This window comes from Streptococcus mitis (assembly GCF_002096845.1).
In the GTDB taxonomy this organism is placed as follows: domain Bacteria; phylum Bacillota; class Bacilli; order Lactobacillales; family Streptococcaceae; genus Streptococcus; species Streptococcus mitis_A.
The window spans coordinates 88,331-109,465 of record NZ_NCVK01000012.1 but is presented as its reverse complement, the minus strand read 5'-3'; the positions used below and the strand labels follow the sequence as shown (position 1 = coordinate 109,465).

Annotated in this window: 20 protein-coding genes; 16 read left to right on the top strand and 4 right to left on the bottom strand. The window is 41.1% G+C overall.

The features are described from left to right. The first annotated feature begins 47 nt into the window (after window positions 1-47). The 10 genes from typA (at window position 48) to pyrE (ending at window position 10,699) form a co-directional block, all read left to right on the top strand. The gene (gene typA, locus B7695_RS04335) at window positions 48-1,889 is read left to right on the top strand and encodes a translational GTPase TypA (RefSeq protein ID WP_000164108.1); all 1,842 of its coding nucleotides are present in this window, start codon (window positions 48-50) and stop codon (window positions 1,887-1,889) included. A gap of 19 nt (window positions 1,890-1,908) precedes the next feature. Further along, window positions 1,909-2,163 (top strand): DUF3165 family protein, encoded by a 255-nt coding sequence (locus tag B7695_RS04330; protein WP_000262675.1) that lies wholly within the window; start codon window positions 1,909-1,911, stop codon window positions 2,161-2,163. A 265-nt stretch (window positions 2,164-2,428) separates the two neighbouring features. Next, complete coding sequence (locus tag B7695_RS11625; protein ID WP_001818081.1) at window positions 2,429-2,554, top strand: hypothetical protein; 126 nt, start codon at window positions 2,429-2,431, stop codon at window positions 2,552-2,554. A 131-nt stretch (window positions 2,555-2,685) separates the two neighbouring features. Continuing rightward, on the top strand, window positions 2,686-4,707 hold the full coding sequence (locus B7695_RS04320; protein ID WP_084889926.1) for a bacteriocin-associated integral membrane family protein: 2,022 nt from the start codon (window positions 2,686-2,688) through the stop codon (window positions 4,705-4,707). A gap of 1 nt (window position 4,708) precedes the next feature. Next, the gene (locus B7695_RS04315) at window positions 4,709-5,350 is read left to right on the top strand and encodes an ABC transporter ATP-binding protein (protein WP_000571283.1); all 642 of its coding nucleotides are present in this window, start codon (window positions 4,709-4,711) and stop codon (window positions 5,348-5,350) included. Between the two features lie 103 nt (window positions 5,351-5,453). Next, a complete protein-coding gene (gene murD / locus B7695_RS04310; protein WP_084889924.1) occupies window positions 5,454-6,806 on the top strand; it encodes a UDP-N-acetylmuramoyl-L-alanine--D-glutamate ligase in 1,353 nt (450 codons plus the stop codon). Between the two features lies 1 nt (window position 6,807). Beyond that, a complete protein-coding gene (locus B7695_RS04305) occupies window positions 6,808-7,866 on the top strand; it encodes a UDP-N-acetylglucosamine--N-acetylmuramyl-(pentapeptide) pyrophosphoryl-undecaprenol N-acetylglucosamine transferase (RefSeq protein ID WP_084889922.1) in 1,059 nt (352 codons plus the stop codon). Window positions 7,867-7,875: 9 nt separating this feature from the next. Then, window positions 7,876-9,099: a cell division protein FtsQ/DivIB gene (locus tag B7695_RS04300; RefSeq protein ID WP_084889920.1), complete on the top strand. Its 1,224-nt coding sequence runs from the start codon at window positions 7,876-7,878 to the stop codon at window positions 9,097-9,099. Between the two features lie 232 nt (window positions 9,100-9,331). Further along, window positions 9,332-10,027, top strand: coding sequence for an orotidine-5'-phosphate decarboxylase (pyrF, locus tag B7695_RS04295; protein WP_084889918.1), 696 nt, complete (start codon window positions 9,332-9,334; stop codon window positions 10,025-10,027). A 39-nt stretch (window positions 10,028-10,066) separates the two neighbouring features. Continuing rightward, the gene (gene pyrE / locus B7695_RS04290) at window positions 10,067-10,699 is read left to right on the top strand and encodes an orotate phosphoribosyltransferase (RefSeq protein ID WP_084889916.1); all 633 of its coding nucleotides are present in this window, start codon (window positions 10,067-10,069) and stop codon (window positions 10,697-10,699) included. A gap of 61 nt (window positions 10,700-10,760) precedes the next feature. Here pyrE and B7695_RS04285 read toward each other — a convergent pair whose 3' ends face one another. The 4 genes from B7695_RS04285 to B7695_RS04270 are packed head-to-tail and all read right to left on the bottom strand — an operon-like array spanning window position 10,761 to window position 13,715. Continuing rightward, window positions 10,761-11,627, bottom strand: coding sequence for a cysteine ABC transporter substrate-binding protein (locus B7695_RS04285; protein WP_084889914.1), 867 nt, complete (start codon window positions 11,625-11,627; stop codon window positions 10,761-10,763). Window positions 11,628-11,638: 11 nt separating this feature from the next. Beyond that, a complete protein-coding gene (locus B7695_RS04280; RefSeq protein WP_084889912.1) occupies window positions 11,639-12,397 on the bottom strand; it encodes an amino acid ABC transporter ATP-binding protein in 759 nt (252 codons plus the stop codon). After that, the gene (locus B7695_RS04275; protein WP_033684005.1) at window positions 12,398-13,075 is read right to left on the bottom strand and encodes an amino acid ABC transporter permease; all 678 of its coding nucleotides are present in this window, start codon (window positions 13,073-13,075) and stop codon (window positions 12,398-12,400) included. Beyond that, window positions 13,035-13,715 (bottom strand): amino acid ABC transporter permease, encoded by a 681-nt coding sequence (locus B7695_RS04270; RefSeq protein WP_084889910.1) that lies wholly within the window; start codon window positions 13,713-13,715, stop codon window positions 13,035-13,037. The genes B7695_RS04275 and B7695_RS04270 overlap by 41 nt, the downstream gene beginning before the upstream one ends. 215 nt (window positions 13,716-13,930) lie before the next feature. Between B7695_RS04270 and lctO the strand changes: the two genes are divergently transcribed. From lctO to B7695_RS04235, 6 genes are all read left to right on the top strand, one after another. Further along, window positions 13,931-15,067, top strand: coding sequence for an L-lactate oxidase (lctO, locus tag B7695_RS04265; RefSeq protein WP_049524544.1), 1,137 nt, complete (start codon window positions 13,931-13,933; stop codon window positions 15,065-15,067). A gap of 285 nt (window positions 15,068-15,352) precedes the next feature. Further along, on the top strand, window positions 15,353-15,748 hold the full coding sequence (locus B7695_RS04255; protein WP_070535535.1) for a CopY/TcrY family copper transport repressor: 396 nt from the start codon (window positions 15,353-15,355) through the stop codon (window positions 15,746-15,748). A 10-nt stretch (window positions 15,749-15,758) separates the two neighbouring features. Further along, window positions 15,759-16,130 carry a cupredoxin domain-containing protein gene (locus tag B7695_RS04250; RefSeq protein ID WP_000935061.1) on the top strand — a complete coding sequence of 124 codons (372 nt, stop codon included), beginning with the start codon at window positions 15,759-15,761 and terminating at the stop codon, window positions 16,128-16,130. A 9-nt stretch (window positions 16,131-16,139) separates the two neighbouring features. Beyond that, window positions 16,140-18,383 carry a heavy metal translocating P-type ATPase gene (locus B7695_RS04245; protein ID WP_084889908.1) on the top strand — a complete coding sequence of 748 codons (2,244 nt, stop codon included), beginning with the start codon at window positions 16,140-16,142 and terminating at the stop codon, window positions 18,381-18,383. Between the two features lie 212 nt (window positions 18,384-18,595). Continuing rightward, window positions 18,596-20,371 carry a pyruvate oxidase gene (gene spxB, locus B7695_RS04240; RefSeq protein ID WP_084889906.1) on the top strand — a complete coding sequence of 592 codons (1,776 nt, stop codon included), beginning with the start codon at window positions 18,596-18,598 and terminating at the stop codon, window positions 20,369-20,371. A 254-nt stretch (window positions 20,372-20,625) separates the two neighbouring features. Beyond that, window positions 20,626-20,973 (top strand): VOC family protein, encoded by a 348-nt coding sequence (locus B7695_RS04235; RefSeq protein ID WP_084889904.1) that lies wholly within the window; start codon window positions 20,626-20,628, stop codon window positions 20,971-20,973. The last annotated feature ends 162 nt before the right edge of the window (window positions 20,974-21,135 follow it).

Sequence of the window (21,135 nt, the reverse complement as noted above, 5' to 3'; positions counted from 1 at the left end):
ATAATCGTTCAGTTAGAAAATAAATTTTGAATATTATAGAGGAAATCATGACAAAACTTAGAGAAGATATCCGTAACATTGCGATTATCGCCCACGTTGACCACGGTAAAACAACCCTTGTTGACGAATTATTGAAACAATCAGAGACTCTTGATGCACGTACTGAATTGGCTGAGCGTGCTATGGACTCAAACGATATCGAAAAAGAGCGTGGAATTACCATCCTTGCTAAAAATACAGCTGTTGCCTACAACGGAACTCGTATCAACATCATGGATACACCAGGACACGCGGACTTCGGTGGAGAAGTTGAGCGCATCATGAAAATGGTTGACGGTGTTGTCTTGGTCGTAGATGCCTACGAAGGAACAATGCCACAGACTCGTTTCGTATTGAAAAAAGCCTTGGAACAAGACCTGGTTCCAATCGTGGTTGTTAACAAAATCGATAAACCATCAGCTCGTCCAGCTGAAGTAGTGGACGAAGTCTTGGAACTTTTCATCGAGCTTGGTGCAGATGACGATCAGCTTGACTTCCCAGTGGTGTATGCTTCAGCGATCAACGGGACTTCTTCATTGTCAGATGATCCAGCTGACCAAGAAGCTACGATGGCACCAATCTTTGACACAATTATCGACCATATCCCAGCTCCAGTAGATAACTCAGATGAACCTTTGCAATTCCAAGTATCACTTTTGGACTACAACGACTTCGTTGGTCGTATCGGTATCGGTCGTGTCTTCCGTGGTACTGTTAAGGTTGGGGACCAAGTTACCCTTTCTAAACTAGATGGTACAACGAAGAACTTCCGTGTTACTAAACTCTTCGGTTTCTTTGGTTTGGAACGTCGTGAAATTCAAGAAGCTAAAGCGGGTGACTTGATTGCCGTTTCAGGTATGGAAGATATCTTTGTCGGTGAAACCATTACTCCGACAGACGCAATTGAAGCTCTTCCAATCCTACACATCGATGAGCCAACTCTTCAAATGACTTTCTTGGTTAACAACTCACCATTTGCTGGTAAAGAAGGTAAATGGGTGACTTCTCGTAAGGTGGAAGAACGCTTGCAGGCCGAATTGCAAACAGACGTTTCCCTTCGTGTTGACCCAACTGATTCACCAGATAAGTGGACTGTTTCAGGTCGTGGGGAATTGCACTTGTCAATCCTTATCGAAACAATGCGTCGTGAGGGCTATGAACTTCAAGTATCTCGTCCAGAAGTTATTGTAAAAGAAATCGACGGTGTTAAATGTGAGCCATTTGAACGTGTTCAAATCGACACTCCAGAAGAATACCAAGGGTCTGTTATCCAAAGCCTTTCTGAACGTAAGGGTGAAATGTTGGATATGATTTCAACTGGTAATGGTCAAACTCGTTTGGTCTTCCTTGTTCCAGCGCGTGGTTTGATTGGATACTCAACTGAGTTCTTGTCAATGACTCGTGGTTACGGTATCATGAACCATACCTTCGACCAATACTTGCCATTGATTCCAGGGGAAATTGGTGGTCGTCACCGTGGTGCCCTTGTTTCTATCGATGCTGGTAAGGCTACAACTTACTCAATCATGTCTATCGAAGAACGTGGAACAATCTTTGTCAACCCAGGTACTGAGGTTTACGAAGGAATGATTATCGGTGAAAACTCTCGTGAGAACGACTTGACAGTTAACATCACTAAGGCAAAACAAATGACCAACGTTCGTTCAGCTACTAAGGACCAAACAGCTGTTATCAAGACACCTCGTATCTTGACACTTGAAGAATCTCTTGAATTCTTGAACGACGATGAGTACATGGAAGTAACGCCTGAGTCTATCCGTTTGCGTAAACAAATCCTTAACAAGGCAGAGCGTGAGAAAGCTAACAAGAAGAAAAAATCAGCTGAATAAGAGCTAGAAAGAGATAAAGATGGTTTATTTAATCATAGGACTCCTCTTATTACTACTCTATGTATTTGCGACACCACAAAGCATTAAAGGGACAGTCAATATCGTCCTTGTCGTCTTTGCTTTCGTAGCACTTTTGATTTTGCTGATGTTGTCTGTCCTGCAAATCTTTCAGCTACCAACAGAATTCTTTATCGCAATCGCCATGCTCTTCCTAGCATACTTTAGCTTGCGAGATATTACCCTCATGTCGGTCAGTAAAAGTAAAAGAAGATAAAAAGAGAGTTTCGGCTCTCTTTTTTTGTAGAAATTTTACAATAGTTTGAATTGCCTTTTACTATAACATCATCTCTTTTGCTTGGATAATATGGATGGTAAAAGCTTGAATAAAATTCTTTAACGACATCTATTTTTTTAGGAAATTGTAAAACTTCATTACTAATGATATATTAGTACAATATGTTGACAAGTTATATATGAAGTGATATATTTATGTTATAAGAAACCGATTTCAAAATAAGAAAGGATTAAATTTATACTCAATGAAAATCAAAGAGCAAACTAGGAAACTAGCCGCAGGTTGCTCAAAGCACTGCTTTGAGGTTGTAGATAAGACTGACGAAGTCAGTTACATATATCTACGGCAAGGCGACGTTGACGCGGTTTGAAGAGATTTTTGAAGAGTATTATTGTCTTGTTGTTCAGGGTGTAATTGATTAAACTAGGAAAATAATTCTAAGAATTTATAAAAGATAAAATCTTTTTCTATAGGGTTATTCTCTTATACAAGGAGTCTACTATGAAGAAACTATTCATATTATTATCAACTTTTTTTCTCAGCTTCTTCCTTGCTTGGATTATTGTCTTACGTGCTCCACAATATTTATATGCAAGCTATGATTCCGTCTCCTTACTTCGTGTCAAAAAAGATACTCAGGAACCGACGCGTGAGGTATTTGAACAGGAATTGGAGAAGTTTGCAAACTCAGAACAGAGTTTAATAGCTAGAAGAATCGTAGAGCCGAGTAAGGATGGAACGACTCACTTTGCTTATGCAACTTATGGTCAGGGAACTTTACCAAAAGAATTCCAAGAAGCTAGTCAAGAAAGTCGTGAACGTAGTGATCCGCTAAATAGTTATCTCCTTTTATCAGGCTCCTTGACGAAAGAAAAGCTAGCCGATAAATTAGGAGATTTGGGTTATAAAGCAATTGCTGACCGAAAGACACCGCCCTATTCTCTTGCTTTTCGAATGTTACTAAATCCACTTATCTTAATTAGTTTAGCAATATTTGGCTTATCTTTCTTTGCTCTAGTGATTATTACTCGGATTAAGGAAATGAGAGCAGCAGGTATAAAACTCTTTTCTGGTCAGACTCTCTTATCCATCATGGGGCATTCTTTATCGACTGATATCAAGTGGATCCTTCTATCAGCCCTCCTTTCCTTCCTAGGTGGAGGAGTCGTTCTTTTTAGTCAAGGTTTGTTTTATCCTATCTTGTTAGCCACCTATGGTTTTGGGATTAGTTTCTATCTGTTGTTTTTATTGGGTATTTCAATTTTACTAATGCTCCTTTATCTAATGAGTTTGAGTTACAAAGCATTAGTTCCTGTTATTAAAGGGAGATTACCCCTTAAACGCTTGATGATTTTAACCTTATTGTGTCAGTTAGTAGCTGTTTTTACAGTGGGCTACGCTGTTAAGACAGGCTTGACGTCTTACCAACGATTGAAAGAACTTGAAATTTCAAAACAAGCGTGGAAGGACAGAGCAGACTATTATCAAATTTCTTTTGGCTTAGGTGATAGAGGAAAAGATACAGAAAATCAGAATAAGTGGTATGAATTTTCCAAAGAAGCAGTTGAAAAAGAACAGGCTCTATTTGTAAAAGATAATCTCATTCATTTTGCAAATCCTCAAGGAAAAAATAAAAACGGAGAGACACTGGATACCTATAGTCCAGATGCTAATGTTCTTTATGTCAGCCCAAGTTATTTGGACAAGGAAAATGTTACTGTAAATGATGATACTAGACAGAAACTAGCTCATCTTCAAAAAGGGGAGTTTGGACTCTTATTACCAGAATCTCTTCGTTCACAGGAAGCAGAACTTAAGAAAGCTTTTGAAGAAAGATTGAGTTATTATGGAAAATCTGGTGAGGAGGCGAGTGCTCCTTTAGAGTATGAAATGAGAGCGATTGTTAGCTATCTTCCAACTGGAGAAAAGCGATTTATTTATAATAACGGTGAAAGCCCAGTATCCATCCAGTACTTAACTGATCCGATTTTAGTTGTATTTACTCCAACATCTACAGGTGATAGTATCATTTCCAAATCTGTTTGGTCTATCAATGCTGGAAAGCAACTCTTTATCAAAGGATATGAGAGTGGGCTAGATCTATTGAGGGAAGCTGGAATTTATGAGCAAGTATCCTATCTTAAAGAAGGAAGAAGTGTTTATCTAACTCGTTATAATGAAGTTCAAACTGAAACAGCAACTTTAATCCTAGGAGCTATTGTTGGAATAGCTAGTTCCTTGTTACTCTTTTATTCTGTCAATCTTCTATATTTCGAGCAATTCCGCCGAGATATCTTGATTAAACGAATTTCAGGTTTACGATTTTTTGAAACACATGCTCAGTATATGGTTAGTCAATTTGCCAGTTTTGTATTTGGTGCTAGTCTCTTTATTTTAAGCAGTCGAGACTTGGTGATTGGCTTGCTCACTTTATTAGTCTTTCTAGCTAGTGCAGTTCTGACGCTTTACCGTCAAGCGCAGAAAGAATCTCGTGTTTCTATGACAATTATGAAAGGAAAATAGGATGATTGAACTAAAGAATATATCTAAAAAGTTTGGAAGCCGTCAGCTATTTTCAGATACGAATCTTCATTTTGAAGGTGGGAAAATTTATGCCTTAATCGGTACAAGTGGCTGTGGTAAGACAACACTCTTGAATATGATTGGACGATTAGAGCCATATGACAAAGGGCAAATTATCTATGATGGCACCTCTCTTAAGGACATCAAGCCTTCTGTTTTCTTTAGAGATTACTTGGGATACTTATTTCAAGATTTTGGCTTAATTGAAAGTCAAACCGTCAAAGAGAATCTCAATCTGGGTTTAGTTGGTAAAAAGTTGAAAGAAAAAGAGAAAATCTCTTTGATGAAACAAGCTCTAAACCGTGTTAACCTCTCTTATTTAGATTTAAAGCAACCTATCTTTGAATTATCAGGAGGAGAAGCACAACGTGTTGCACTAGCGAAGATAATCTTAAAGGATCCACCTTTGATTCTCGCAGATGAACCAACCGCTTCACTAGACCCCAAAAACTCTGAGGAATTACTTTCTATCCTAGAATCTTTAAAAAATCCGAATCGAACTATCATTATTGCGACCCATAATCCTCTGATTTGGGAACAAGTGGACCAAGTTATTCGAGTTACCGATTTATCACATAGATGATATGGCGAGATTCAGTTAGAAGAAAGAGTCACAAACACACTTTGTGGCTTTTTTATTTCCATAAAAATGGTAAAATAGTAGGAGTAGAAATGGAGTTTGAGACATGAAAGTAATAGATCAATTTAAAAATAAGAAAGTCCTTGTTTTAGGTTTGGCCAAGTCTGGTGAATCTGCAGCTCGTTTGTTGGATAAGCTGGGTGCCATTGTGACAGTAAATGACGGGAAACCATTCGAGGACAATCCAGCTGCGCAAAGTTTGCTGGAAGAAGGGATCAAAGTCATTACAGGTGGCCATCCTTTGGAACTTTTGGATGAAGAGTTTGCCCTTATGGTGAAAAATCCAGGTATCCCCTACAGCAATCCCATGATTGAAAAGGCTTTGGCAAAAGGTATTCCAGTCTTGACTGAGGTGGAATTAGCTTACTTGATTTCAGAAGCACCGATTGTTGGTATCACTGGTTCGAACGGTAAGACAACCACAACGACTATGATTGGAGAAGTTTTGACTGCTGCTGGCCAACATGGTCTCCTATCAGGGAATATTGGCTATCCAGCCAGTCAAGTGGCCCAAACAGCGACAGACAAGGATACGCTTGTCATGGAACTTTCTTCTTTCCAACTCATGGGAGTTCAAGAATTTCATCCTGAGATTGCGGTTATTACCAACCTCATGCCAACTCATATCGATTATCATGGTTCGTTTGAGGCCTATGTAGCAGCTAAGTGGAATATCCAGAACAAGATGACAGCGGCTGATTTCCTTATCTTGAACTTTAACCAAGACTTGGCAAAAGAATTGGCTAGCAAAACACAAGCTACTGTTGTACCATTTTCAACACAGGAAAAGGTTGATGGAGCTTATCTGGAAGATGGTCAACTTTACTTCCGTGGGGAAGTGGTTATGGCAGCGAATGAAATCGGAGTTCCAGGTAGCCACAATGTAGAAAATGCCCTTGCGACTATTGCTGTAGCCAAGCTTCGTGGTGTGGATAACCAAATCATTAAGGAAACTCTTTCAGCCTTTGGTGGTGTCAAACACCGTCTCCAATTTGTGGATGAAATCAAGGGTGTCAAATTCTATAATGATAGCAAGTCAACCAATATCTTGGCTACTCAAAAAGCCTTGTCAGGATTTGACAACAGCAAGGTCATTTTGATTGCAGGTGGTTTGGACCGTGGTAATGAGTTTGACGAACTGGTTCCAGATATCACTGGACTCAAGATGATGGTCATCCTGGGTCAGTCTGCAGAACGTGTCAAACGGGCAGCGGATAAGGCTGGTGTGGCTTATGTGGATGCGACAGATATTGCTGATGCGACCCGCAAGGCTTATGAGCTCGCGACTCAAGGAGATGTAGTCCTTCTCAGTCCTGCAAATGCCAGCTGGGATATGTATGCTAACTTTGAAGTACGTGGAGACCTCTTTATCGACACAGTAGCGGAGTTAAAGGAATAATATGAAAAAAATTGTCTTTACAGGTGGGGGGACGGTCGGACACGTTACCCTCAACCTTTTGTTAATGCCCAAGTTTATCGAAGATGGCTGGGAAGTCCACTATATCGGAGATAAACGTGGTATCGAACACCAAGAAATCCTTAAGTCAGGTTTGGATGTTACCTTCCATTCCATTGCGACTGGCAAATTGCGTCGTTATTTCTCTTGGCAAAATATGCTGGACGTCTTCAAAGTTGGCTGGGGAATTGTCCAATCGCTCTTTATCATGTTGCGACTTCGTCCACAAGCACTTTTTTCAAAGGGAGGCTTTGTCTCAGTACCGCCTGTTATCGCAGCGCGTGTGTCAGGAGTGCCTGTCTTTATTCACGAATCTGACCTATCTATGGGCTTGGCCAATAAAATCGCCTATAAATTTGCGACCAAGATGTATTCAACCTTTGAGCAAGCTTCAAGTTTGTCTAAGGTCGAGCATGTGGGAGCAGTGACCAAGGTTTCAGATCAAAAAAATCCAGAACCAGATGAATTGGTGGATATCCAAACCCACTTTAATCCTAAATTGCCAACTGTATTGTTTGTCGGTGGTTCTGCAGGTGCTCGTGTCTTTAACCAATTGGTGACAGACCATAAGAAAGAGCTGACAGAACGCTATAATATTATCAATTTAACTGGAGATTCTAGCCTGAATGAGTTGAGCCAAAATCTCTTTCGTGTTGACTATGTGACTAATCTCTATCAACCCTTGATGGAATTGGCTGATATTGTTGTGACACGAGGTGGTGCCAATACGATTTTTGAGCTCTTGGCTATGGCAAAATTACATGTTATTGTGCCACTTGGTCGTGAAGCTAGTCGTGGTGACCAGATTGAAAATGCGGCTTACTTTGTAAAAAAAGGCTATGCAGAAGAGCTTCAAGAAAGCGATTTGACCTTGGATAGTTTGGAAGAGAAGCTGTCTCACTTACTAAGCCACAAGGAAGATTACCAAGCCAAGATGAAGGCTTCTAAGGAATTGAAATCTCTAGCAGATTTTTATCAACTATTGAAAAACGATTTATCATAAGGAAAGTAAATGTCAAAAGATAAGAAAAATGAGGGCAAAGAAATCCTCGAAGAATTGAAAGAGTTATCAGAATGGCAGAAACGAAACCAAGAATACCTAAAAAAGAAGGCTGAAGAAGAGGCAGCCCTAGCTGAGGAGAAGGAAAAGGAAAGACAAGCTCGAATGGGAGAAGAATCTGAGAAGTCAGAGGACCAGGAGAGTGAAACAGACCCAGAAGATGAAGAATCAGCTAAGGAAAAGTCTGAAGAAAAAGTAGCATCCTCAGAGGGTGACAAAGATGAAGAAGAGATAAAAGAATCAGGGTTTAAAGAGGACGAGGAACAGGATAAAAAGGATACAAAAGAAAAAGCAGCCAAAGCAAAGATTCCTGGCCTCCATATCTTGCGAGCTCTAACGATTTTATTTCCAAGTCTGCTTTTATTGATTATCTCTGCTTACTTACTCAGTCCTTATGCGACCATGAAGGATATAAGTATTGAGGGAACGGTACAAACTACGGCTGATGATATCCGACAAGCTTCAGGCATTCAGGATTCGGATTATACGATTAACCTTCTGCTAGATAAGGCAAAATATGAAGAGCGGATCAAGTCTAATTATTGGGTGGAATCAGCTCAGCTTGTCTATCAATTTCCAACCAAGTTTACTATCAAGGTTAAGGAATATGATATTGTAGCCTACTATATTTCTGGTGAAAACCATTATCCTATTCTTTCCAGTGGTCAGCTTGAGACCAGTGCTGTGAGTTTGGTCAGTCTACCAGAAACTTATTTATCAGTTCTCTTTAATGATAGTGAACAAATCAAGGCTTTTGTCTCAGAACTTGCTCAAATTAGCCCAGAACTCAAGGCTGCTATCCAAAAGGTGGAATTAGCCCCAAGCAAGGTGACTTCCGATTTAATTCGATTGACTATGAATGATTCGGACGAAGTCTTGGTTCCTCTATCTGAAATGAGTAAGAAATTGCCTTATTACAGCAAGATTAAACCTCAATTGTCAGAACCAAGTGTGGTCGATATGGAAGCTGGAATTTACAGTTACACTGTGGCGGATAAATTAATTATGGAGGCTGAGGAAAAAGCCAAACAAGAGGCTAAGGAAGCTGAGAAGAAACAGAAAGAGGAAGAGAAGAAAAGACTGGAAGAACAGCAGAATAAACTAGAAGAGGAAAGGAAAAAGCTGGAGGAAGAGGGCAATCGAAATCAAACAAGTCAGCGTTCATCGCGTCGCTAGGCTTAGCTTTTCTTCTATAGCTCTTTAGTTGCCATGTTTTTACTTGACAAGTGCTAGTAGAAATAATAGAATAATAGAAAACCTTTAAAGCAGTCCAGAGAGGCAGCTAAGGTTAGACGGTGAAAGGGTGGAGACTACCCATTTTTCGTGGAACCTTGCTGTTGGCAGGTTCCTTTTTTCGTGGCTTCTGTTGCCCAGACTCTCTCACTAGCAAAGGTAAAAGGAGAAACCTATGCGAGAACATCGTCCAGTCATTGCTCTTGATTTTCCTAGTTTTGAGGCGGTCAAGAAATTTTTAGCTCTTTTTCCAGCAGAAGAAAGCCTTTATCTAAAGGTAGGGATGGAGCTCTATTACGCAACAGGGTCTGAGATTGTGTCCTACTTGAAAGGCCTGGGGCACAGTGTCTTTTTGGACCTCAAACTACATGATATTCCAAATACAGTCAAGTCAGCTATGAAGGTCTTATCTCAGCTTGGTGTGGATATGACCAATGTTCATGCCGCTGGCGGTGTAGAGATGATGAAGGCGGCGCGTGAAGGTCTTGGAAACCAAGCCAAATTGATTGCAGTGACTCAGCTCACATCAACCTCAGAAGCTCAGATGCAGGAGTTTCAAAATATCCAAACCAGCCTGCAAGAGTCTGTGATTCATTATGCTAAGAAGACAGCTGAAGCTGGATTAGATGGTGTTGTCTGCTCGGCTCAGGAAGTGCAACTCATCAAGCAGGCTACCAATCCAGATTTTATCTGTCTGACACCGGGCATTCGTCCTCAGGGAGCTGCTGTTGGAGACCAAAAACGCGTGATGACGCCAGCAGATGCCTATCAAATCGGTAGTGACTATATCGTAGTGGGACGTCCCATTACTCAAGCTGAGGATCCTGTTGCAGCTTATCATGCCATCAAGGATGAATGGAACCAAAACTAGAATTAAAGAAATAGATTAGAAAAACAAAAGGAGAAGACCATGACACTTGCTAAAGATATCGCTAGCCACCTCTTGAAAATCCAAGCCGTTTACCTCAAACCAGAGGAGCCTTTCACTTGGGCATCTAGTATCAAGTCGCCGATTTATACTGATAATCGTGTGACATTAGCCTATCCAGAAACTCGTACCCTAATTGAAAATGGTTTTGTGGATGCTATCAAAGAAGCCTTTCCTGAGGTTGAGGTGATTGCAGGAACTGCGACAGCAGGGATTCCTCACGGAGCCATCATTGCTGACAAGATGAACTTGCCATTTGCCTATATCCGTAGCAAACCAAAAGACCACGGAGCTGGTAACCAAATCGAAGGCCGCGTAGCTCAGGGGCAAAAGATGGTAGTGGTTGAAGACCTTATTTCAACAGGTGGTTCTGTTCTTGAAGCAGTAGCCGCAGCTAAACGCGAAGGAGCAGATGTGCTTGGAGTTGTAGCGATTTTCAGCTACCAATTACCAAAAGCAGATAAGAACTTCTCAGATGCAGGTGTCAAACTTGTGACGCTTTCTAACTACAGTGAATTGATTCATCTAGCTCAAGAAGAAGGCTATATCACGCCAGAAGGACTCGATCTTCTAAAACGCTTTAAAGAAGACCAAGAAAATTGGCAAAATGCTTAAGACATAGAAAATCAGGTAGTCATTAGGATTACCTGATTTCTTTTTGTGATTTCATTGAGTATTAGTCAACTTTTCCGCCCTCAACAACTAGGTCATCTGCTTTAGCAGCGTCACCGTAGGTTGGGTGAAGTGTTTTTTCATAGGCTTTGTGGAAGAAGTTTTCTTTACCTAATTTTTCAATATCTTTATTGATGAAGTCTAGCAATTCTTGGTTGCCTTTTTGAACTGCTGCCGCAATGGTATCGGGATTACCGAGGGAAGTAATTCCTACTTCAAATCCTTTATTTTCAAGCGCCCAAGCTAGGACTTCCGTATTGTCAGTAGAGAAGGCATCTCCACGTCCGTCAAGAAGGGCTTGGTAAGAGTCACTGTATTGGTCGTATTTTTGGAGTTTGATTTCTGGATGATTCTTTTCAAAATAAGTCTCAGCAGTCGTTCCTTTTGTGACAATCAAGGTTTTACCTTCCAATTGTTTGACATCTGTAATAAGACCATTCTTAGGCGATACGACACCAAGTGAAACTTTCATGTAAGGAAGGGCAAAATCAACTTGTTTTTTGCGTTCGTCAGTCACCGTAAAGTTGGCAAGAGTAATATCCACCTTGTTTGAAATCAAGTATTCAGCACGGTTGGCAGCATCGACTGAAACGTATTTAACCTTGACACCCAAGTCTTGTGCTAGTTGGTTCCCAAGTTCAATATCGTAACCTTGGTAAGAACCGTCATTGTCAACGTAACCAAACGGTTTTTTATCTCCAAATACGGCGATTCGTAGCTCACCGCTTTTTTTGATTTCATCGATTGTGCGAGCCTTGGCAGTGGTTTTACCAGACGATGCACCACCATTTCCACCTGAGCTACAAGCTGTGACAAAGATAAGGGCGAAGGCAAGAGCCAAAACAGTTAAGAGTGGTTTGAGTAGTTTCATAAAAATCTCCTTTATAGATATGAGCCAAATTGGCTAAAGTCAAAGACGTTTAAAAATTCCTGAGCTCGTTTGGTTTGCGGATTGGTAAAGAAGGCTTGAGCCGTTCCCTCTTCAGCGATTTTCCCTTGGTCGAGGAAGATAATCCGATCGGCAATTGCTTGGGCAAACTGCATTTCATGAGTTACTAAAATCATGGTGCGACCTTCTTGAGCTAAATCATTGATGAGTTCCAGAACTTCACGCACCCTTTCTGGGTCCAGAGAAGCAGTCACTTCGTCAAAAAGGATGATTTCTGGATGCATGAGGAGGGCACGAACAATTGCAACCCGTTGCTTCTGTCCGCCAGATAATTGACGCGCAAAGCTATGTTGTTTATCTAGCAAACCGACACGTTCCAGTAGTTTCAGAGCTTCTTCCGTTACTTCCTTCTTGTCGCGACCTTGAGCCTTAATAGGACCTAGGATGAGGTTTTGTAAGACATCCAGATGGGGAAAGAGTTCATAGCTTTGAAAGACCATGCCAATCTTTTGGCGAACTAGGTGAAAATCTTTTTTATTTTCAACGATAGACTGACCGTCCAGAAGAATATCTCCACCTTGAATACTTTCTAAGCCATTGAGGCAACGAAGGAGGGTACTTTTCCCACAACCAGAGGGTCCTAGAATGACGACAACTTCCCCTTTATTGATTTGTAGGGATAGACCTTGGAGGATGGGATTGTCTCCGAAGGATTTTTTTAGTTCCTTGATTTCTAAGATAGTTTCAGACATTTAGTTCCTCCAATGTTTTTCTAAGTGAGTAGATAGTTTGGAAATAGGAAAGCAGACTGCGAAATATAAGACTAGAATGGTTCCATAAATCCAAAAGGAAGCTGTTGGTATAGTCAGGCGATTGCTATCGATGATTTGTTGTCCAACCTTGGTAACCTCTACAACTCCAATCAAAACGACCAAGGAAGTAGTTTTAATCATCCGAGTGACAAGATTGATGGCTTGTGGAAGTAATCTTCTCAAGACTTGTGGGATGATGATGTGGTAGTAAAGTTGAACATTGGTTAAGCCTAGCGCCTGTCCACTTTCAAACTGATGCTTAGGGAGGGAAGTGATAGCTCCACGGACCAAGTCCCCCATTTCAGCTGTTCCCCATAGGGTAAAAACGATAATAGCTGAAGTCTCACCTGAGATATTGATATTAAAGTTTCGAGCTAAGCCAAAGTAAACGATGAAGAGTAGCACCAGCTGGGGCATGATACGGATGAATTCCAGATACAATCGTGTTAAAAATCGTACGATTCTAGAATGGGAGGTCATGATGATTCCCATGACTGTTCCGAATATCATGGATAAGAGGACAGAAAGGATGGATATGCCAATCGTAACGCCCAATCCCTGTAAGATTCTCAGGAGGTTATTTCCCTGAAAGAGTACTTGGATTCCCGAATCCTGCATGGCGGAGCCTCCTTTCTATCCAGCTAAAGACCAGTGAGATGGGCAGCAGCATAATCAGATAAGCAATTACCAACATAGCTAGCGCAATGTCTGTTTCATAGTAGAGCCCAATCAAGTCCTTGGCGACGTACATGAGGTCGGCCAAAGCTACTGCTGAGAAAACAGAGGTTTCCTTGATGAGGAAAATGACATTGGCGCTAAAAGAGGGTAGGGCTACCGCTGTTGCTTGTGGCAGAACTACATAGTGAAAGACCTGTACAGGTGTCAGACCGATGGCTAATCCAATCTCGTGCTGGGTTTGACTGACGGCCTCCAGTCCGCTTCGGAAAGATTCTGCCATATAGGAACCTCCTAAAAAGACCAGTCCCAGAGTAGCACAGACTTCTGAAGATAGGACAATCCCCATTCGGGGAAGACCAAAGTAGAGAAAGAAGAGTTGAATCAAAAGGGGCGTGTTACGTGACAATTCAATGTAGGCTGTCGCTATTTGCGCCAAAACAGGGATGCGGTAATGTCGGATGATACTAACGATTAAACCAAGCAGAAAGGATCCTAAAATTCCCCAAACTGCAATATGCAAGGTTAGAAAGAATGCCTTTTGATATAGTGGTAGATATTGTTCAACAATGGACCAATCCAAAAATAGAACCTCCCATCTAGAAATAATACAGTTATTGTAGCACTTAAAATCTTCTTTGGATAATATGTATTTTTTATTGCCGTTATAAGGATTTTTTATCATAGACATAAAATTTCTGAAATTTTCAAACAAAATATTTGAAAAGTTTTGAAAAAAGAGTTAAGATATTTTTGTAATATACAAAGTAAACGCTTACTTACTAAGGAGGACATCTTATGTCATACAAAACAAGCAATGCAGAAGGTCATGTAGATTTCATCAATACCTATGATTTGGAGCCAATGGCGCAACAAGTTATTCCTAAAGCAGCATTTGGCTATATCGCTAGTGGGGCGGAAGATACTTTTACTTTACGTGAGAATATTCGCGCCTTTAACCACAAACTCATCGTTCCGCATACGCTTTGCAATGTAGAAAATCCAAGTACAGAGATTGAATTTGCAGGTGAAAAATTGTCTTCACCAATCATTATGGCGCCTGTTGCGGCTCATAAATTGGCAAATGAACAGGGTGAAGTGGCGACTGCGCGTGGTGTTCATGAGTTTGGTTCTCTTTATACAACCAGCTCTTACTCTACTGTTGACCTTCCAGAAATTACGGAAGCCCTTCAAGGGACACCTCACTGGTTCCAATTTTACTTTAGTAAGGATGACGGTATCAATCGCCACATCATGGATCGTGTGAAGGCTGAAGGTTATAAAGCGATTGTCTTGACGGCAGATGCTACTGTAGGGGGTAATCGTGAAGTGGATAAGCGTAATGGGTTTGTCTTCCCAGTTGGCATGCCGATTGTTGAAGAATACCTGCCAGAAGGTGCTGGAAAATCAATGGACTTTGTTTACAAATCAGCTAAACAACGCTTGTCTCCACGCGATGTAGAATTTATCGCTGAATACTCAGGACTTCCTGTTTATGTCAAGGGACCACAATGCCGTGAGGACGTTGAACGTTCGCTTGCTGCAGGAGCTTCTGGTATCTGGGTAACCAACCATGGTGGCCGCCAAATCGACGGTGGACCAGCTGCCTTCGATTCACTTCAAGAAGTGGCAGAAGCAGTTGATAAACGTGTGCCAATTGTCTTTGACTCTGGTGTTCGTCGTGGTCAACATGTCTTTAAAGCCTTGGCTTCAGGAGCAGACTTGGTAGCTATTGGTCGCCCTGTTATCTATGGCTTGGCCCTTGGTGGTAGTGTTGGTGTGCGTCAAGTCTTTGAACATTTGAATGCGGAATTGAAGACAGTTATGCAATTGTCTGGAACTCAGACTATTGAAGATGTCAAACACTTCAAACTCCGTCACAACCCATACAACCCAACCTTCCCAGTTGACCCTCGTGACTTAAAATTGTATTGATAAAACAGCTTGCCTCCATTTGATGTGGAGGCAAGCTGTTTTATACTCTTCGAAAATCTCTTTAAACCCCTTGGATTATATATGTGACTGAAACCTCAAAGCAGTTCTTTGAACAGCCTGCGCCTAGCTTTCTAGTTTGCTCTTTGATTTTTATTGAGTATTAAACACTTTTGAAATGAAAATTTTAAAAAAAGAGAAAGATTTGAATTTTATAGTTGACAAATGTAGATTTTAAGAGTATACTGATAATTATAATTGACAAATGTAGATTTTGGAGGTGTGATTATGCAGATTTCAGATGCAGAATGGCAGGTCATGAAGATTATTTGGATGCAAGGAGAGCAGACCAGTACGGATTTGATCAGGGTTCTGGCGGAGCGGTTCGACTGGTCCAAGTCAACCATTCAAACTCTTTTGGCTCGTTTGGTTGAGAAAGAGTGTCTGACAAGGAAAAAAGAAGGCAAGTTCTTTGTCTATTCAGCCCTTTTAACTTTGGACCAAAGTCGGGATTTACTTGTCCAAGATATCAAGGACAAGGTTTGTTCTCGTAGGATTAAGAACTTGTTGGCTGATTTGATTGCTGAATGTGATTTTACTCAGGCTGACTTGGAAGACTTGGAAGCTGTGATTTCTGAGAAGAAATCAAGCGCTGTAACAGAAGTAAGATGTAATTGTATGTAAAGGAGACGTCATGTTAAATAGTATTGTAACCATTATTTGTATTGCCCTTATCGCGTTTATCTTGTTTTGGTTTTTCAAAAAGCCTGAAAAATCTGGACAAAAAGCCCAGCAAAAAAACGGCTACCAAGAGATTCGAGTGGAGGTCATGGGGGGCTATACGCCTGAGTTGATTATCCTCAAAAAATCAGTGCCAGCCCGCATTGTTTTTGACCGCAAGGATCCTTCACCTTGTTTGGATCAGATCGTCTTTCCAGACTTTGGTGTGCATGCGGACCTGCCTATGGGGGAAGAGTATGTAGTGGAAATCACACCTGAGCAGGCTGGAGAGTATGGTTTCTCTTGTGGCATGAATATGATGCACGGCAAGATGATTGTAGAATAGGAGAATGATATGACTGAAATTGTAAAAGCAAGTCTTGAAAATGGTGTTCAAAAAATCCGTATCACGGCAGACAAAGGCTACCATCCAGCCCATATCCAGCTTCAAAAAGGGATTCCAGCTGAGATTACCTTTCATCGAGCAACTCCTTCAAACTGTTACAAGGAAATTCTGTTTGAAGAAGAAGGCATCTTGGAACCAATCGGCGTAGATGAGGAGAAAGTCATTCGTTTTACACCTCAAGAATTAGGCCAACATGAATTTTCTTGTGGCATGAAGATGCAAAAAGGAAGCTATACAGTTGTTGAGAAGACTCGAAAATCTCTATCACTTTTACAGCGTTTTTGGATTACTAGTATCTTTACTGTGCCTCTTGTGATTCTCATGATTGGGATGTCGATAGGAGGAATTAGTCACCAAGTCATGCGTTGGGGCACCTTTTTAGCCACAACACCGATTATGCTAGTAGCAGGTGGTCCTTATATCCAAAGTGCTTGGGCTAGTTTTAAAAAGCACAATGCCAACATGGATACCTTGGTTGCTCTGGGAACCCTAGTGGCCTATTTCTATAGCTTAGTTGCCCTCTTCGCTGGTCTCCCTGTTTACTTTGAAAGTGCTGCATTTATCTTCTTCTTCGTTCTTATGGGAGCTGTTTTTGAGGAGAAAATGCGGAAAAATACTTCCCAAGCTGTGGAGAAATTACTTGACTTGCAGGCTAAAACTGCAGAAGTCTTGCGTGAGGATAACTATGTTCAAGTTCCCTTGGAGCAAGTCAAGGTAGGTGATCTGATTAGAGTGCGTCCCGGTGAAAAGATTGCTGTTGATGGTGTCGTAGTAGAAGGTGTGTCCAGTATTGACGAATCCATGGTGACAGGTGAGAGCCTACCAGTGGACAAGACAGTTGGAGATACCGTCATTGGTTCAACCATCAATAATAGTGGAACGCTTGTTTTTAGAGCAGAAAAAGTTGGTTCAGAGACTGTTTTGGCTCAGATTGTGGATTTTGTGAAGAAAGCTCAAACCAGTCGTGCGCCGATTCAGGACTTGACGGATAAAATTTCAGGCATTTTTGTCCCAGCAGTTGTCATTTTAGGGATTGTGACCTTTTGGGTTTGGTTTGTCTTGCTCAGGGATAGTGTAGTTGTGCTTGGAGCTAGCTTTGTGTCTTCTCTTCTCTACGGAGTGGCTGTTTTGATTATCGCCTGCCCTTGTGCCTTGGGACTTGCAACACCGACAGCCCTTATGGTGGGGACAGGTCGCAGTGCCAAGATGGGAGTTCTCCTCAAAAATGGAACGGTTCTACAGGAAATCCAGAAAGTCCAAACTATTGTTTTTGATAAGACAGGAACTTTGACGGAAGGGAAACCTGTGGTAACAGATATCATCGGCGACGAAGTAGAAGTGCTTGGATTGGCAGCTTCCTTGGAAGAAGCTTCTCAACACCCACTGGCTGAAGCCGTTGTGAAACGAGCGAGTGAAGCTGGACTTGAGCTTCAAACTGTTGAAAATTTCCAAGCCTTGCACGGAAAAGGTGTCTCAGGGCAAATAGCTGGAAAACAAGTCTTACTTGGAAATGCTAAAATGCTGGATGGCATGGATATTTCTAGCATTTATCAAGAAAAACTAGAAGAACTGGAAAAAGAAGCTAAGACAGTTGTGTTTTTGGCTGTGGACAATGAAATCAAAGGCTTGCTTGCTTTGCAAGATATCCCTAAGGAAAATGCTAAGCTAGCCATCAGTCAGTTGAAAAAACGAGGTCTTAAAACAGTCATGCTGACAGGAGACAATGCAGGTGTGGCGCGTGCCATTGCCGATCAGATTGGAATCGAAGAGGTCATTGCAGGTGTCTTGCCAGAAGAAAAAGCCCATGAAATCCATAAGCTACAAGTGGCTGGCAAAGTAGCCTTTGTTGGGGACGGTATCAATGACGCTCCTGCCCTCAGTGTAGCAGATGTGGGGATTGCTATGGGAGCTGGAACAGATATTGCTATCGAGTCAGCAGATTTGGTGTTGACAACTAATAACCTCCTAGGAGTGGTTCGTGCTTTTGACATGAGTAAGAAAACCTTTAATCGAATTCTGCTCAATCTTTTCTGGGCCTTTATCTACAATGTCGCCGGAATTCCGATTGCAGCAGGAGTCTTTTCAGGTGTTGGACTGGCCCTCAATCCAGAACTGGCAGGTCTAGCTATGGCCTTTAGTTCTGTATCTGTTCTGACTAGTTCACTCTTACTAAACTTTAGTAAAATAGACTAAAAGCGAGTTTGCTCGCTTTTTATTATAAAACAGAGTCTAAAAAACGTTTTCAAACTGTACTGTAATAGAGAATAAAAACTTCTGAGCAGATTCTTAGTAAAGTCAAAATAAATGTGATAAATTAGTATTGTAAAAATTTACTGAAACGTTTTCAAAAACTATATGAAACCTTTTTTAGTAGATTTAAAAATATTTGAAGGAGAGTTATCATTATGACTCAAGGGAAAATTACTGCATCTGCAGCAATGCTTAATGTATTGAAAACATGGGGCGTAGACACAATCTACGGTATCCCATCAGGAACACTCAGCTCATTGATGGATGCTTTGGCTGAAGACAAAGACATCCGCTTCTTGCAAGTTCGCCACGAAGAAACAGGTGCTCTTGCAGCGGTTATGCAAGCTAAATTCGGCGGCTCAATCGGGGTTGCAGTTGGTTCAGGTGGTCCAGGTGCGACTCACTTGATTAACGGTGTTTACGATGCAGCTATGGATAACACTCCATTCCTAGCAATCCTTGGATCACGTCCAGTTAATGAATTGAACATGGATGCTTTCCAAGAATTGAACCAAAACCCAATGTACAACGGTATCGCTGTATATAACAAACGTGTAGCTTACGCTGAGCAATTGCCAAAAGTTATTGACGAAGCTTGCCGTGCTGCAGTTTCTAAAAAAGGTCCAGCTGTTGTTGAAATCCCAGTAAACTTCGGTTTCCAAGAAATCGACGAAAACTCATACTACGGTTCAGGTTCATACGAACGTTCATTCATCGCTCCTGCTTTGAACGAAGTTGAAATCAACAAAGCTGTTGAAATCTTGAACAATGCTGAACGTCCAGTTATTTACGCTGGTTACGGTGGTGTTAAAGCTGGTGAAGTGATTACTGAATTGTCACGTAAAATCAAAGCACCAATCATCACAACTGGTAAAAACTTTGAAGCTTTCGAATGGAACTATGAAGGTTTGACAGGTTCTGCTTACCGTGTTGGTTGGAAGCCAGCCAACGAAGTGGTCTTTGAAGCAGACACAGTTCTTTTCCTTGGTTCAAACTTCCCATTTGCTGAAGTTTACGAAGCATTCAAGAACACTGAAAAATTCATCCAAGTCGATATCGACCCTTACAAACTTGGTAAACGTCATGCCCTTGACGCTTCAATCCTTGGTGACGCAGGTCAAGCAGCTAAAGCTATCCTTGACAAAGTAAACCCAGTTGAATCTACTCCATGGTGGCGTGCAAACGTTAAGAACAACCAAAACTGGCGTGATTACATGAACAAAATCGAAGGTAAAACTGAGGGTGAATTGCAATTGTATCAAGTTTACAATGCAATCAACAAACATGCTGATCAAGACGCTATCTACTCAATCGACGTAGGTGACACTACTCAAACATCTACTCGTCACCTTCACATGACACCTAAGAACATGTGGCGTACATCTCCACTCTTTGCGACAATGGGTATTGCCCTTCCTGGTGGTATCGCTGCTAAGAAAGACAATCCAGATCGCCAAGTATGGAACATCATGGGTGACGGTGCATTCAACATGTGCTACCCAGACGTTATCACAAACGTTCAATACGACCTTCCAGTTATCAACGTTGTCTTCTCAAATGGTAAATATGCCTTCATCAAGGACAAATACGAAGACACAAACAAACACTTGTTTGGTTGTGACTTCCCTAATGCTGACTATGCGAAAATCGCTGAAGCTCAAGGAGCTGTTGGATTTACAGTTGACCGTATCGAAGACATCGATGCAGTTGTTGCAGAAGCTGTCAAACTCAACAAAGAAGGTAAAACTGTTGTTATCGATGCTCGCATCACTCCACACCGTCCACTTCCAGTAGAAGTACTTGAATTGGATCCAAAACTTCACTCAGAAGAAGCAATCAAAGCCTTCAAGGAAAAATACGAAGCAGAAGAACTCGTACCATTCCGCCTCTTCTTGGAAGAAGAAGGGTTGCAATCACGCGCAATTAAATAATTTCTCTCGTCGAAAATCAAAGATAAATTTATAGACTTCTTTATTAGATTACTGCCGACGATTCCATCATTGAAACCATAAATTTCAATGATGGAATCTAGTGTGGAGCCTAGAAAAAGTCCCAAAGGATTTTTCGTAGTTTGATGAGCAAAGATTTGCCATCAAACTTGGTTTTACCTTGTTTATTCTTTGATTTTCATAGAGAGAAACTTGAAAAGATCGGAGCAATCCGGTCTTTTTATGGAGGATAGTAAATGGATTTAAATCAATTAGATATTATCGTTTCAGATGTTCCCCAAGTCTGTGCTGACTTGGAGCTTACTTTGGATAAACAGGCAGATTATGCTGACCAAGGTTTTGCTCAGTTTACGATTGGCAGTCACTGTCTGATGTTGTCCCAAAATCATTTGATTCCTGTGGAAGATTTTCAGTCAGGAATCATTCTTCATATCGAGGTTGAGGATGTAGACCAGAATTACCAACGTTTAAAAGAGATCGGTATCGAGATTTTACACGGTCCTTGTGAAACGGATTGGGGAACAGAATCCTTGCTTGTTAAAGGCCCTGCTGGTCTAGTGATTGATTTTTATCGTATAAAATAAGGCGCTTAGTCATTTGAAGTTAGCCCTAATGATTCTTAAAATAGAGTGTGCGAATATAAACAATTGAAAGATCGGAGCAATCCGGTCTTTTTATATAAAGAAATTGCATATATAAAGAAATTGCATATATAAAGAAATTGCATATAAATAGTTGACAGCGTT

What these genes read in the sequence shown, in the direction of transcription:
- typA (WP_000164108.1), top strand. Translation starts at nt 48, where the DNA reads ATGACAAAACTTAGAGAAGATATCCGTAACATTGCGATTATCGCCCAC.
- B7695_RS04330 (WP_000262675.1), top strand. Translation starts at nt 1,909, where the DNA reads ATGGTTTATTTAATCATAGGACTCCTCTTATTACTACTCTATGTATTT.
- B7695_RS11625 (WP_001818081.1), top strand. Translation starts at nt 2,429, where the DNA reads ATGAAAATCAAAGAGCAAACTAGGAAACTAGCCGCAGGTTGCTCAAAG.
- B7695_RS04320 (WP_084889926.1), top strand. Translation starts at nt 2,686, where the DNA reads ATGAAGAAACTATTCATATTATTATCAACTTTTTTTCTCAGCTTCTTC.
- B7695_RS04315 (WP_000571283.1), top strand. Translation starts at nt 4,709, where the DNA reads ATGATTGAACTAAAGAATATATCTAAAAAGTTTGGAAGCCGTCAGCTA.
- murD (WP_084889924.1), top strand. Translation starts at nt 5,454, where the DNA reads ATGAAAGTAATAGATCAATTTAAAAATAAGAAAGTCCTTGTTTTAGGT.
- B7695_RS04305 (WP_084889922.1), top strand. Translation starts at nt 6,808, where the DNA reads ATGAAAAAAATTGTCTTTACAGGTGGGGGGACGGTCGGACACGTTACC.
- B7695_RS04300 (WP_084889920.1), top strand. Translation starts at nt 7,876, where the DNA reads ATGTCAAAAGATAAGAAAAATGAGGGCAAAGAAATCCTCGAAGAATTG.
- pyrF (WP_084889918.1), top strand. Translation starts at nt 9,332, where the DNA reads ATGCGAGAACATCGTCCAGTCATTGCTCTTGATTTTCCTAGTTTTGAG.
- pyrE (WP_084889916.1), top strand. Translation starts at nt 10,067, where the DNA reads ATGACACTTGCTAAAGATATCGCTAGCCACCTCTTGAAAATCCAAGCC.
- B7695_RS04285 (WP_084889914.1), bottom strand. Translation starts at nt 11,627, where the DNA reads ATGAAACTACTCAAACCACTCTTAACTGTTTTGGCTCTTGCCTTCGCC.
- B7695_RS04280 (WP_084889912.1), bottom strand. Translation starts at nt 12,397, where the DNA reads ATGTCTGAAACTATCTTAGAAATCAAGGAACTAAAAAAATCCTTCGGA.
- B7695_RS04275 (WP_033684005.1), bottom strand. Translation starts at nt 13,075, where the DNA reads ATGCAGGATTCGGGAATCCAAGTACTCTTTCAGGGAAATAACCTCCTG.
- lctO (WP_049524544.1), top strand. Translation starts at nt 13,931, where the DNA reads ATGTCATACAAAACAAGCAATGCAGAAGGTCATGTAGATTTCATCAAT.
- B7695_RS04255 (WP_070535535.1), top strand. Translation starts at nt 15,353, where the DNA reads ATGCAGATTTCAGATGCAGAATGGCAGGTCATGAAGATTATTTGGATG.
- B7695_RS04250 (WP_000935061.1), top strand. Translation starts at nt 15,759, where the DNA reads ATGTTAAATAGTATTGTAACCATTATTTGTATTGCCCTTATCGCGTTT.
- B7695_RS04245 (WP_084889908.1), top strand. Translation starts at nt 16,140, where the DNA reads ATGACTGAAATTGTAAAAGCAAGTCTTGAAAATGGTGTTCAAAAAATC.
- spxB (WP_084889906.1), top strand. Translation starts at nt 18,596, where the DNA reads ATGACTCAAGGGAAAATTACTGCATCTGCAGCAATGCTTAATGTATTG.
- B7695_RS04235 (WP_084889904.1), top strand. Translation starts at nt 20,626, where the DNA reads ATGGATTTAAATCAATTAGATATTATCGTTTCAGATGTTCCCCAAGTC.